14 protein-coding genes are annotated in these 13,080 nt (G+C 65.9%); all 14 read left to right on the top strand.

The window, feature by feature from the left end:
- Positions 1–2: 2 nt before the first annotated feature.
- Positions 3–1,067 carry a major capsid protein gene (locus tag NW198_RS03515; RefSeq protein WP_072372697.1) on the top strand — a complete coding sequence of 355 codons (1,065 nt, stop codon included), beginning with the start codon at positions 3–5 and terminating at the stop codon, positions 1,065–1,067.
- Complete coding sequence (locus NW198_RS03510; protein ID WP_072372694.1) at positions 1,067–1,417, top strand: hypothetical protein; 351 nt, start codon at positions 1,067–1,069, stop codon at positions 1,415–1,417. Before NW198_RS03515 ends, NW198_RS03510 begins: the two co-directional genes overlap by 1 nt.
- Positions 1,418–1,427: 10 nt before the next feature.
- Positions 1,428–1,766 carry a hypothetical protein gene (locus NW198_RS03505; RefSeq protein WP_258340034.1) on the top strand — a complete coding sequence of 113 codons (339 nt, stop codon included), beginning with the start codon at positions 1,428–1,430 and terminating at the stop codon, positions 1,764–1,766.
- Positions 1,735–2,130, top strand: coding sequence for an HK97 gp10 family phage protein (locus tag NW198_RS03500; RefSeq protein WP_072372687.1), 396 nt, complete (start codon positions 1,735–1,737; stop codon positions 2,128–2,130). Before NW198_RS03505 ends, NW198_RS03500 begins: the two co-directional genes overlap by 32 nt.
- A complete protein-coding gene (locus NW198_RS03495; RefSeq protein WP_258340033.1) occupies positions 2,127–2,537 on the top strand; it encodes a DUF5072 domain-containing protein in 411 nt (136 codons plus the stop codon). The genes NW198_RS03500 and NW198_RS03495 overlap by 4 nt, the downstream gene beginning before the upstream one ends.
- A 37-nt stretch (positions 2,538–2,574) precedes the next feature.
- Positions 2,575–3,129, top strand: coding sequence for a phage major tail protein, TP901-1 family (locus NW198_RS03490; RefSeq protein WP_258340032.1), 555 nt, complete (start codon positions 2,575–2,577; stop codon positions 3,127–3,129).
- Between the two features lie 43 nt (positions 3,130–3,172).
- The gene (locus NW198_RS03485; RefSeq protein ID WP_072372678.1) at positions 3,173–3,496 is read left to right on the top strand and encodes a hypothetical protein; all 324 of its coding nucleotides are present in this window, start codon (positions 3,173–3,175) and stop codon (positions 3,494–3,496) included.
- Between the two features lie 77 nt (positions 3,497–3,573).
- Positions 3,574–3,900 (top strand): hypothetical protein, encoded by a 327-nt coding sequence (locus tag NW198_RS03480; RefSeq protein ID WP_258340031.1) that lies wholly within the window; start codon positions 3,574–3,576, stop codon positions 3,898–3,900.
- Positions 3,901–3,926: 26 nt separating this feature from the next.
- Positions 3,927–9,374 carry a tape measure protein gene (locus tag NW198_RS03475; protein WP_258340030.1) on the top strand — a complete coding sequence of 1,816 codons (5,448 nt, stop codon included), beginning with the start codon at positions 3,927–3,929 and terminating at the stop codon, positions 9,372–9,374.
- Positions 9,371–10,090 carry a distal tail protein Dit gene (locus NW198_RS03470; protein WP_083526930.1) on the top strand — a complete coding sequence of 240 codons (720 nt, stop codon included), beginning with the start codon at positions 9,371–9,373 and terminating at the stop codon, positions 10,088–10,090. The genes NW198_RS03475 and NW198_RS03470 overlap by 4 nt, the downstream gene beginning before the upstream one ends.
- Complete coding sequence (locus NW198_RS03465) at positions 10,087–11,334, top strand: phage tail protein (RefSeq protein ID WP_258340029.1); 1,248 nt, start codon at positions 10,087–10,089, stop codon at positions 11,332–11,334. The genes NW198_RS03470 and NW198_RS03465 overlap by 4 nt, the downstream gene beginning before the upstream one ends.
- Positions 11,331–11,681 carry a phage baseplate upper protein gene (locus NW198_RS03460; protein WP_258340028.1) on the top strand — a complete coding sequence of 117 codons (351 nt, stop codon included), beginning with the start codon at positions 11,331–11,333 and terminating at the stop codon, positions 11,679–11,681. The genes NW198_RS03465 and NW198_RS03460 overlap by 4 nt, the downstream gene beginning before the upstream one ends.
- On the top strand, positions 11,651–12,370 hold the full coding sequence (locus NW198_RS03455) for a BppU family phage baseplate upper protein (protein WP_258340027.1): 720 nt from the start codon (positions 11,651–11,653) through the stop codon (positions 12,368–12,370). Before NW198_RS03460 ends, NW198_RS03455 begins: the two co-directional genes overlap by 31 nt.
- Positions 12,371–12,384: 14 nt before the next feature.
- Positions 12,385–13,080, top strand: coding sequence for a hypothetical protein (locus tag NW198_RS03450; RefSeq protein WP_258340026.1), 696 nt, complete (start codon positions 12,385–12,387; stop codon positions 13,078–13,080).

The following is a 13,080-nucleotide window of genomic DNA, read 5'->3' as shown; positions in this document are numbered from 1 at the left end:
AAATGCCTAACACCCTCTCCGGCCTCATCACCGAGAAGGAGCTTCTGGACTTTAGCCAGAACTTCGCGGTCGCCCGCAACTACACCGGCAGCCGCTATTTCCCCGACCGCAAGACCCAGTACATCAAGCAGGAGTACACGCGCCTGTGCGCCAACGGCAACCTGCCGCAGGTGGCCATGGTCCACGCCTACGACACCGAGGCGCACATCGCGTCCCGCGTGCCCTTCGAGCGCGTCAGCGTCGAGGAGCTTCTGATCAAGGAGAAGATCAACCTCACCGAGAACGTTGCGAAGCTCACCCAGGGCATGGCGATGGACATGGACTCCACGCGCAACTACGTCTTCGATGACATCGCCCGCATGGCTGAGATGGTCGTGACCCGCGCCGAGATGGCCAAGGTCGATGCCATCGCCAAGGGCAAGGCGGTCATCCAGGAGAACGGCCTCGACTTCGTGGTCGATTACGACGTCCCCGACGAGAACCGCGTCTCCGGCGATTGGAGCGACGCCACCGCCGACGTCCTGGGCGACGTCAACGGCTGGGTGGACACCGCTGAGAAGAACGGCTCCACGCCCAACATCGCCATCACCTCCAAGGCCATCGTCCAGAAGATCAAGGCAAACCAGACCATCCAGAAGGCCATCTTCGGCACAAGCGGCGTCGGCATCCTGCCCACCATGGCCCAGATCAACGCCCTCTTCTTCGACCAGTTCGGCATCACCATCGTGACCGACACCGACAAGTACGGCGTGCTGAAGACCAACGAGAAGGGCGAGCCCTACGTCGAGCAGCGCAACTTCTTCCCCGACGAGGCTTTCGTGGTCACCGCCACCGGCGCTGACGGCACTCTCGGCACCGGCCTCTGGGGCGTCACGCCCGAGGAGCGCGAGCAGGGCGGCGCGTTCGACAGCAAGCGCCAGAGCCAGTTCGTGACCGTCACCACGTGGGACACGCCCGACCCTGTGGCCACCTGGACCAAGGCGAGCGGCCTCTTCGTCCCCGTCCTGCCCAACCCGTACGGCCACGTCATCGCGACCGTCACCACTGCCGACGACAGCGAGGGCTAATGGACGTCGGCGCGCTCAGCGCCCGCGTCAAGACGCGCTACCTCGACGGCGAGGAGCTTCCGAGCGACGCCGCCATCGAGGAGATGCTGCGCACGGTCATCGACCGAATCACGATCCGCATGGAAACCGCAGACGAGCTGCCAGCCATGGTCGGCTCCATCGTGGTCGATGCGGCCGTGAAGGCGCTGCGCCTGCGGGGCTTCGAGGGAAGCACCTCCGAATCGGCAGCGGAGGGCGGGTCAGTGTCGAACAGCTTCATCGATGACATCCTCGGCGAGTACGACGAGGAGCTTGCGTCGCTGAAGCGGACGATGAACCGAGGGCGCAGCGGCATCCGCTTCTTCCGATGAGGTGGTGCCCATGCGCTGGTACCGCGCGCTCACCTACAAGCGGGAGCAGACCGGCACGGACGAGACGAGGAACCCCGTCTTCAAGCTAGTGGAGACGGGCAACCACATCCTGGTGCGCACGCCGCCCTGGATGCCAGTCCTGGACGAGACCGAGGGCAACCGCTTCAACATGGTCGAGCGCACATTCCTGACCAAATCGAAACCGGAGCCTCTAGAGGGCGTCGCGGCCATCAAGGTTCGCGGCGTCCTCTATTCCGTCGAGAGCGTGACCCACGAGGCACCGACGGTCGCGGTGAACGTGAGGAGGTGCACGAAGGATGGCTGGGACGATTACGTTGCAGGGCGATAGGCAGCTCGCCGCCGCCCTGCGCAGGCTGTCGCAGGCCGACTTCGACAAGGTTGTCCAGGACAACATGCGCCAGATCTACAACCGTGGCAAGCGCGGCGGCACGCCCGTCGATTCCGGCGAGCTGGTTGCCTCCCTTGGCTTCACGCCAGACGGAGGCGAATCCGAGGTGGGCTACACCAAGGAGTACGCGCCGCACGTCGAATACGGCCACCGCCAGAACGTCGGCCAGTTCGTGCCGAAGCTCGGCAAGCGCCTCAAGGCGTCCTACGTCCCAGGCCAGCACTACCTGGCCGCGAACGTTGCGGCGCAGGGGCCGAAGCTCCACAGCGCGCTCAAGCGCGAGCTTAGGAGGGCTGGCACATGATTCGACGCATGAGCATCGGGGAGATGCTGGGGTGCCTCATCGACCACATAACGGAGCACACCGGCATCACCTGCTACGACTTCCCGGAGGACAAGCCCTCTCCGCTCTTCAGCGCGGAGATCGAGACCACAGAGGACGCGCGCACCAAGACCATGTGCCTCGACGTGTTCAACGTCCTCATCCACTGCATCTCAGAGCCCGTGGAGCCTTTCTCCACTGCTCCCGTGTACCGCCTCGTCAAGCAGGTCGAGGAGGCCATGGAGAGCGAGCTTGAGCTGCCCAAGCCCTTCCTGCTCAACACGCAGGACTTCATGGGGCTGCGCGTCGTGACCCGCGACCCGTCGGGCGAGGGCCACGCAATCCTCAGCTATCGCATCGAGGTCTGCTACGGCCTCCTTTGCAAGTAGCAATCCAACCGAACAACTGAATAGAAGGGACAAGGCAATGGCTGAACCCCAGGTTTCCGGCACCCTGACCACCGGCTGCGACTTCGACGCGCAGACCGCCCAGGCCGTGCACGGCAAGAAGATCGTCCTCGCCGTCCTCGACGCCACCTGCACCAAACTGCTCGCCCTCGCTGGCCAGCAGGGCCTGACGTGGACCGTCGAGGCCGAGAACAGCGAGACCGCCACCAAGGACGGTTCCGGTGATTGGCAGGTCGTGACCGCTGGCGTCAAGTCTTGGAGCGCCAGCACCGACGGCCTGTGGATGGCCGACGACGAGGGCCGCAAGACCATCATCAAGGCGCTCAAGGACGGCACCTATGTGTGCGTCGGCATGTACGAGCGCCAGACCATCGACAACGGCGTCAAGTACATCCCCATCCGCAAGGGCCTCGCCATCATCACCTCCGACGAGCTTGAGGCACCCAACGACGACAACACCACCTACAGCGCCGAGTTCACCGGTTCCGGCCCGTGCTGGATGCGCGAGGCCGCCGAGGACACCGAGATCACGGCCGCGACCATCACCATCACGACCACCGACTCGGAGGGCTAGTCCCGCACGCCAAGTCAGTTAACCGATGGAAAGGAGACCATCAATGGCAGACACCAGGACTTTCGAGGTTGAGGGCAAGAAGTACGAGATCAAGTTCATCTTCGCCCGCATCGACATGTACGAGCAGAGCCACCGCCCCATCATGGCGTCCTTCGCCCAGAACGGCGGCTCTTTCTCGCTCGGCGAGCTGCGCGACCTCGTGGCCTACGGCATCAAGCACGAGGGCGGCAACTACGTCTCGCCGCAGCAGGGCCGCGAGATGGGTCAGAAGCTCATCGAGGAGAACGGCTACCTCGACGTCTTCACCGCCGTCACCGAGGCGCTGACCCGCGACTGCGGTTTTTTCTTCAAGACCCAGAGCGCGTAAAGGCCCTCCGGGAGCTGACCCGCTACGAGTACTTCAAGGCGGGTCAGCTTTCCCCAGAGAGGGAGCACGCGGCGGGGATGTTCCGCCGAGAGATCGACTACGCGTACTTCGCGGCCCGCTTGGGATGGACGCCCGAGCAGTACGGCTCGCTGACGCCCGTGCAGCTTTCCTTCGTCCGCAAGGAGCTTGAGACGCGCACCGTGCGCGACTCCGAGATCATGCAGCACGCGACCGAGGTGGCCGTGGCCAACGTCCTTCGCAAGAAGGGCCGCAAGCTGCTTGAGCTGTGGAAGAAGGTGCAGCCCGAGCACTCCGCGCCTCCCGTCACAAAGAGCGAGTTCGACCTGCTCAAGCAGGCGTTTGCCAGCAAGTACGGGAAGCGGCAGCGGATGACAACCGAATAACAACTGAATAGCAGGAGGTGGTTGGGATGGCCGACTACACACTCTCAGCCAAGGCCACCTTTGACGGCTCCAATTTCGACAAGGGCATCAAGGGCAGCGAGAGCGCCCTGGACAGCTTCAAGTCGAAGTGCTCGGCCATCTCAATCGCCGTCGGCAACGTACTCGCCCAGGGCTTCGGCAAGGCAGTCGAGGTCGTGAGCGCGTCCGTTGACAAGGCCGTCTCGCGCGTGGACACCATGCGCAACTTCCCGAAGGTCATGTCCAACCTCGGATACAGCTCCGAGGACGCCTCGGCCGCCATCCAGAAGATGAGCGACCGTCTGAGCGGGCTGCCCACGACCCTCGACAGCATGACGAGCGGCGTCCAGCGCCTCGTCCCGTCCGTTCAGGACGTCGGCAAGGCCACGGACATCATGCTCGCCTTCAATGACGCGGTTCTCGCGGGCGGAGCGCCCATCGAGGTACAGAACGCTGCGCTTGAGCAGTTCAGCCAGTCCGTGAGCAAGGGCAAGTTCGAGCTTGAGGAATGGCGCTCCATCTGCACGGCCATGCCCGGTCAGATGGACCAGATGGCCAAGTCCCTGCTCGGCGCGACCGCCGGACAGCAGGATCTCTACGAGGCCATGAAGAACGGCGACATCACGATGGACCAGTTCCTCAACAAGCTTGTCGAGCTGGACACCGTTGGTGGCGAGGGCTTCGCGAGCTTCCAGCAGCAGGCGGAGGACGGCGTAGCCGGTATCAGCACGGCGATGGCCAACGCATCGAACGCCGTCACCAAGGGCGTCGCGTCCATCATCGAGGGAGTCGGCGTCGAGAACATCGTCGGCGTTATCAACACGATAAAGACCGGCATTACGGACGGCTTCAACGCCGCTGCAGGTGCCGTGCAGACCTTCGTCGGGCAGATTCAGGACAACGGCGCGGTGCAGACCGCATCCGAGATCTTCGGGACGCTCGCTCAGGCAGCGAGCGACGTGGGCGGCGCTGTGGGCGGCATAGTCGGCTCGCTGCTCGGCATCCCCGAGGGCACCGACCCCGCAGTCGCTGCGGCTGACGCCCTGAAGGCCGCCCTTGAGGCGGCGAGGCCCATTGTCGAGGGAATTGGCGACGCCTGCGCGTGGCTGAAGGATAACGCCTCCGAGGTCGCGCCAATCGTAGCGGGGCTCGTGGCGGCGTTCCTCGGCTTCCGCGTGGTGCAGGGCATCGTCGGATTCGTCACGTCCTTCCAGTCCGCGCTCGGCGGCATCGGCTCGGCCGCTGCCCCCGCCACCACCGCGCTCGGGCAGGTCGGCGGCGCTGCGAGCATGAGCGCGCCGCAGATTCTCGCGCTCGGAGCCGCAATCGCGCTCGTCGGCGTGGGAGTCCTCGCGGCCTCGGCGGGGCTGTACGTGCTCGCCCAGGCCGCAATCCAGATCGCGGCGGCTGGCCCCATGGCCGCCGTCGCCATGGTCGCGCTCGTGGCGGCAATCGTCGGCCTCGCGGCGGGTGCCTCCGTCGTGGGCCCCGCGCTCACGGCTGGCGCTGTCGGCATCGCGGCGTTCGGCGCTGCGGTGCTCATGGTCGGTGCTGGCATCCTGCTGGCCACGGCTGGCATCACGCTGCTTTCCACGCAGCTCCCCATGATCGCCACTTACGGCGCGTCCGCAGCGGTCGGAATCGCGGCGCTCGGGGCGGGCATGCTCGCCTTCGCGCCCGGTGCCATCGCGGCTGGCGCGGCGGTGCTGGTGCTTTCCGCCGGTCTCCTGGCGGCTGGCGCAGCAGCCCTCGTGCTCGGCGCGGCTGTCGTGGTCATCGGCGCGGGCATCACGCTCGCGGCCGCTGGCATGGCGCTCATGAGCGCGCAGCTACCCATCATCGCATCGCTCGGCACCACGGCAGCGGTCGGTCTCGCCGCGCTCGGAGCGGCGGCGCTCGTGGCGTCTCCCGGCCTCCTGGCCGCAGGTGCTGCGGCAACCGTCTTCGGCGTGGGCATGACGGCCGCGTCCGTCGGCGTCGTGGCTGCGGCGGCGGCAATCACCGTCGCGGCCGCAGCGGTCACGCTCTTCGGCGCGGCAATCATGATCGCCGCCGCTGGCGTGGCCATGCTCGGCGCTACGCTCCCGACCATCACGGCGGGAGGCGCGTCCGCAGGTGCGGCCATGACCGCGCTCGCCGCAGGCATGGCGCTCCTCGGCGCTGGCGCTCTTGTGGCAGGTGCTGGCGTCGCGGTGCTCGGCGCTGGCGTCCTCGTGGCGTCCGCAGGAATCATCGCCTTCGGCGCTGCGGTCACCGTGGCGGCAGCAGGCGTGACGCTGCTCGGTGCGGGCATGACGGTGCTCGCCGCTGCGGTCATCCTGCTCGCAACCGGCGTCGTGATCGCCGCCGCTGGCATCACGGCAATGGGCGCGGCGCTCCCGACCATCGCGGAGTCCGCCCCCACGGCGGCGGCAGGAATCGCGGCGTTCGCCGCAGCAGCGGCTGCGGCAACGGTCGGCCTGCTCGCTGGCACACCGGCGCTCGTCGCCTACGCGACTGCGGCATCGACGGCCGCAACCGGCGTCACGGCAGCAGCCGCAGGCACGGTGCTCCTCGGCACCGGCATCACTGTGGTGGCGTCCGCCGCACCGATGGCGGCCGCTGGGCTCACCGCCCTGGCCATGGCCGCCGCATCCGCAGCGCCGTCCCTGGCGTCCGCAGCCCCGTCGCTGATCGCGGCGGCGTCGGCATCGGCACAGGCGGCGTCCGGGTTCACCACGGCAGCGGCTGCCGCAGCCGCGCTCGCCGTCTCGTTCGCGGCGGCGGTCGTGTCCGCGACCGCCATGGCCACGGGATTCACGGCGGCATCCACGGCGGTCGTGGCGGCCATGACCCTCGCCACCGCCTCGGTGACGATGTTCACGACCATGACCACGGCGCAGTTCGCCGCACTGGTGGCAGTGGTGCAGTCCTCCATGGCCATCTTCACACGCGAGATGAGCCAGCAGTCCGTGCTCGCGATGCAGATGTTCATCATCGCCATCCAGCAGGGCATCGCGCAGGCGGTCGCGCTCTTCGCGACGCTGCGCAGCCAGATCGTATCCATCCTGAGCGGCCTTTCGGGCGCGCTCTACAGTTCCGGCCTCGCGATGATGCAGGGCTTCGTGCGCGGCATCCAGCAGGGCATGTCCCAGGCCGTCGCGGCTGTCTCCGCAGGGATGTCGCAGATCCGCGCGTACTTCCCCTTCTCGCCCGCGAAGAAGGGCCCTCTGTCCGGCCGAGGCTACACCACGTACTCGGGCGAGGCGCTTATGGAGGGCTTCGCCGAGGGCATCGAGGACGGGGCGGACGCCCCCGTCAAGGCCGTCCGAGAGGTCGGCCAGCACGTGTCCGACACCGCATGGGAGTACGGCTACCACGCCGCCGTCAGCTACAGCGACGGACTTTCCAGCGGCACGAGCCTCGTGGCGGACGCGGCGGGCTCCATGGGCGACGCCGCCACCGGTGCCATGGAGGACGCCGACGCAGAGATGCAGGCGTACATCGACAAGATGATCGCCGGATACCGCGAGCGGAGCCACGAGCTTCAGCAGGTCTCTTCGGAGCTTGGGGACGTCATCTGGGGCGCGCTGATGCCAAACATCAAGGCGCTCGGCTACGCCAAGCCCGAGACGGGCGAGGTCTACGACTCCATGAAGGTTCTTGAGGCCGCAGGCTACAACCTCGACAGCTACAAGGACAAGATTCAGGAGATCGCCGAGGAGCGCGCAGACTGGGAGAAGAAGATCGCCAAGGGCGACCTCAGCGACACCGAGAAGGAGAGCTACGACGAGTGGCTTTCCGAGGCGAACGAGTTCATCGCCATGCAGGACAAGCTCACGGCTTCCGTGGGCGACATGGAGCACTGGCAGTCCCTGTACAAGATGAAGGACGACCTCATCACGGACATGGACGCCGCGACCTCGTGGTCCGACACGCTGGGCAAGCTCTTCAACAAGACCGGCGTGCGCTACTCCAAGAACTTCGTGGAGCGCGTCATGGAGGGCGGGGACGACTACAAGGACGCCCTCGCCCAGATGGCCGACATGACCGACGAGCAGGTTCAGGCCATGGTGGACAGCTTCGATGACCTCGCCAGAGCGGAGAGGGAGCAGGAGCTTAACCAGCGGTCGCTCTACATCAACAGCCTGCAGTGCTTCGATATGACCGACCCGAAGGACTGGCTGCTCGACTTCCGAGAGACCTGCCTCGACGTCAAGGAGGCCATCTACAGCGACAGCGGCCTGAGCAACGCCTTCCAGATGGCGGGCGTGTCCGTGGAGAGCTTCGCAAGCTCCCTGCGAGGCATGGACGTCACCATGGAGGACTTCGTTAGCGGCATGCAGGACTTCACCAGCACCGTCGCAAACGGCTTCGACCAGATGACCGCCTACGGCAAGACCGGCCTGGACGAGTGGGAGCAGAACCTCCGGCTCAACATGGCCGAGTCCCAGGCTTACGCAGACAACCTCGTTGAGGTCTTCAACAAGATTCCCGAGGGAATCGACACGGAGGCTTTTCGCAAGGCGGTCTACGAGGGCGGCTTCGACCAGTGGGGCCAGGTAATCGCCGACATGGCCGAGAAGTCCTCGGATGAGATCGGCGAGTACATCCAGCTCTACAACGACGCGCTCATCGAGGGCCAGCAGTCGGCAATCGAGCAGTTCCAGGCGCTCAGCCCCGGTGACGATGTGGTGAACAGCCTCATCGCCGGAATCGAGGCGGGCAAGGAGCAGCTTGCCGAGTCCATGGGCGGCCTGCTCACGGACAGCATGGCCATGGTGGCCGAGGGCGACCAGGCGGAGACCTTCGCAACGTCCATCGGGCAGGCCCTGACCAACGCCTTCGCGTCTGACGAGGTACTTGAGCAGACCGCTACCGCCATGCAGGGCGTCGTGGCCAACATGGGGCAGGGACTGCTCAGCAACCAGGCGCTAGTCACCGACAGCGTGGCAACCGTGTCCGAGCAGGGCAACGCGACGGCGGCCAGCTTCTACGACGCCTTCTATGGCACGGGCCAGCAGCTCGCCATGGGCATCGCGGCTGGCATCCAGAGCAAGATCAACGAAATCGCCGCTGCCGCCGCTGCGGTCGTGCGCGCGGCAATCGCTGCGGCACGCGCAGAGGCTGCGGTGGCATCGCCCTCCAAGGTCATGCGCGACCAGGTGGGCGCAATGATGTCGGCCGGTCTCGCGGTCGGCATCGAGAAGACGGGCTACATGGCCGCAGAGGCCATGGAGGACGTCACGAGCGGCGCGATAGACGCCGCCAGCGCGCTTTCGCTCGCACCTGCGGGCGGGTACAGCTACGGCCTCGGCACTACGAGGGCGGGCGAGTACGCGGAGGGCGGCGGCTACTACAGCTACGGCGGAGACACGTGGAACGTCTACGTGCGCGACGACCGAGACCTCGACGCGCTGCAGAAGGACATGAACAGGAACCAGGAACGGAAGATGAGGGCGGTGGGACTCGCATGAGCGGAATGATCTACGACGGATACGACTTCGGCCACATCCTGCGCATCGACGGAATCCACCGCCCCGTCATGCCGGACGTGGACGTCAAGTCCGATGACCTTTCGGGCGACGGGGCGCGCCTCGGCGGCGTGCGGCTTGAGGCCGCAGAGATCGAGGTCGATGTGCGCCTCTACCGCCCTTTCGAGGAGGTTGGCACGCGCGAGGGCTTCGAGCGGGCGAGGCGGCTGCTGCAGCGCCGCCTGCTCCGCCGCTCCCCGTGCAAGCTCGTCCTCCCAGACGCGCCGGACATGTACAACCTCGCGGTGCTCGAAGGCTCCACGGAGCTAGAGCGCATCGCCTGGAACGGAACCGGCACGCTCAACTTCTACTGCGCCGACCCTCGCGGGTACGGAGCCGTCAGACGTCGTTCCAGCCAGGGCGGCACGTCCGCGCTGCGCGTCAACGTCGGCGGCTCCTACCCGACGGCACCGATCATCAAGGTGACGGCGGGTACGGCGAACCTCACCGTCATGAACGACGGCGCGACCATGAGGGTGCTCGGGGACGAGACGGTCACCGAGCCCGTTGTCATCGACAACCTGCAGCACGCCTGCACGGTCGGGGATGACACTGTGATGCTCGACGCCCTTGACGATTACGCCGAGTGGTCACCTGGCGTGCACACGCTGCAGTGCGACTACCCGTTCGAGGTAGAGTGGCGGGAGATGTGGCTATGAGACGGCTTCGCTTCATGGTCTTCGACCGCTGGGGGCGCTACCAGCAAGACCTCACCGGCATCGCGGAGGCGACGCTTTCGCAGGAGATCAACAGCACGGACGAGCTGGACATCACCGTCCCGGTCGCGCTGTCAAAGGGAGATCACATCCTGTGGCGCGACGAGACATGGCACGAGCACGTGGTCAACGAGCAGGACCAGGAGCACGAGGGCTCGCAGACGATGAGCTACAAGTGCGAGGGCGTTCACCAATGGCTGCGCTACGACCACATCAGGCTATTCGTCATGACCAACGTCACCGCCGAGGAGGCGCTGACGCACATCCTTGAGCAGACCACGTGGGAGGTCGGCACGGTCGAGGACTTCGGCCGCCACGACCTCGCGCTGTCCCAGACGGACACCTACAAGGCGCTGCTTGAGATCGCAGGGACGTGGGGCTGCGAGATCCGGCCCGAGATAACCGTCTCCCACGGCGGCGTCACCAAGCGGGCAATCAGCCTCGTGCACCAGCGCGGCGAGTCCCGAGGGGCGCGCTTCGAGTACGGCCGCGACATCGGCGGCGTCGAGAAGAGCGTGCTGAAGGATGACGTCATCACGGCCTGCTATGGCTACGGAAAGACGCTCGACACGGAGACAGACGGCGTGAAGGACCGCCTCTGGTGCTTCGTGGAGGGCACCGACGAGCAGAAGCAGCGTTGGGGCCAGCCGGACGGAAACGGCGGCATCAAGCACAGCGTGGGCATGTACGAGGACGCCAACATCGAGGACGCCGACGAGCTTGAGGACGCGACGCGGGCCTACATGGCGCAGCACTCCGCTCCATCGGTCCAGTACAAGGTCAGCGACGCAATGGCGCTGCAGCTCCGAGGCGTCGAGCTGGGTGACGTCATCCAGGCCATCGACCGCGAGTTCATCCCCGAGCTGCGCCTTGAGGCGCGCGTCGGCGAGATGAAGCGCGACGTTCTGACCGGCGACACCAAGAGCGCCACGTTCGGCACCATCGTATCGCTGCTGCCAGACGTGCTCACGCGCATCTACTCGCAGGTCACGTCGGTCACGCCCGCGCTTACGCAGGCGCAGATAGCGGCGAACAACGCCGCCCAGGCCGCGCAGGAGGCCGAGCAGAAGGTCACGAGCATCGACCAGATGCTCACGACCGGAGCCCTGTCAATCGGCGGCTCCGTGCTTTCCGTCGTGGACGGAAAGATCTACCTCGACGGGAAGGAGCTGGTGGTGGCCGAATGATCCTAGACATCGACAAGTCAATGCCGGACGTCGGTCCCGTCTACATCCGCTCCGGCGAGTCCGGCGTGGCAATGAGCGCAGAGATCGTTGACCAGGGCGTCCCGGCAGACCTCACCGGCATGACCGCGACCTTCCGCGCGATGTGGCGCGGCGGCCACGGCGAGGCGGCCTGCACGGTGGACGGCAGCGAGGTCTCGTGGACCATGCCAGCCGTCCCCGTGCCCGGAAGGCTCCTGGCGGCATACGTCGAGCTTTCATGCGGCGGGTCCGTCATCACAACGCAGGAAATCGAGATGCACGCAGAGGAGGCGGCCGAATGGAAGTGCAGCACACCAAGCTCTATCTAGACCTGGCCAAAGAGCCGGAGGAGCAGCAGGTCGTCTTCATCCGCCAGGGCGAGAAGAAGGCCACGGTAATCGAGGCCCACATCTACGACCACGGCGAGGAGGCCGACCTCTCCGACGTGACGCCCTACTTCACCATGCGGCACCCGAAGGGCGCGCTGCTTGAGGACAAGTGCACGCAGGTGAGCGGGAACGTCGTTACCTACGAGGTAATCCCGCAGGCGGCGCAGGAGGTCGGTACGTGCTCCGTTGCCTACTTCGCCTTCATGGACGGCGAGACGGTGACGGCTACCACACACGCCACGACGCAGGCTTTCGCCATCGTCATCCTGCCGAACGCCCAGACCGACGGAGACGGCATCGCCGAGGCTTACGCCAGCCGAATCGAGGAGATGCTTCAGTGGTGCCACGACACCTTCCTCGACAACGAGGAGGAGCGCGACGAGAAGGTAGATGCGGCCGTGGCCGACGCCGAGGCCGCGACCCAGCGCGCGAACGACGCCGCCAAGGCCGTCGAGGACGCCGTTTCCGGAACCCTTGAGCCTCTTTTCGGGGCCTATATCGACCAGAAGATCATCCCCATCACGAACCAGGAGCTTGACACGTGGTGGGGGGGGGGGGTGACTCCTGAGCCAGGTGATGACGAATACGTTGCCATGACTCAGTCACAGATAGACGCGATGTTCGACTAGCAGAGAGGAAGATCATGGCAATCCCGTTCGTTTCACCCGAGAACCTTGAGTACTTCAAGACGAAGCAGGACGCGCAGAACGACGCAACGTTCGCCAAGAAGAGCGAGCTGCAGTCCGCCATCAACACGGCGATTGCGAGCGTTCTCACCTGGAAGGGCGTGAAGGAGAACGTATCCGCGCTCCCGTCCTCCGGCAACAAGATCGGAGACGTGTGGCACGTAAGCGCCGACAGCGGCGAGTACGCGTGGGACGGCACCGAATGGCAGGCCCTCGGCGGGATGCTTCAGGCTTCCGTCGCGTGGGACGACATCACCGGCAAGCCGTCCACCTTCGCGCCGTCCACGCACTCGCACAACGCCGCGACCGACAGTGCATCCGGCTTCATGAGCGCGAGCGACAAGCAGAAGCTCGACGGCATCGCGACCGGCGCGAACAACTACACGCACCCTGCGTCCGCAGCCGGTGCCAAGTCCGCCGGTCTCTACAAGGTGGCCACCGACGCGCAGGGCCACGTGACCGCCGCCACGGAGGTCACCAAGGGCGACATCACCGCGCTCGGAATCCCCGGCCAGGACACCAACACCACCTACTCCCCGGCGACGCAGAGCCAGAACGGCCTCATGAGCAGTGCTGACAAGACCAAGCTCGACAACCTTGAGGAGGCTGTGGCCATGACCACCGAGGAGATCGACGCAATGTTCCAGGAGTAA

Source organism: Thermophilibacter sp. ET337 (genome assembly GCF_024733715.1).
Lineage (GTDB): Bacteria > Actinomycetota > Coriobacteriia > Coriobacteriales > Atopobiaceae > Thermophilibacter.
The sequence above is the reverse complement of the archived record's forward strand: the minus strand, read 5'-3'. Positions and strand labels throughout refer to the sequence as shown.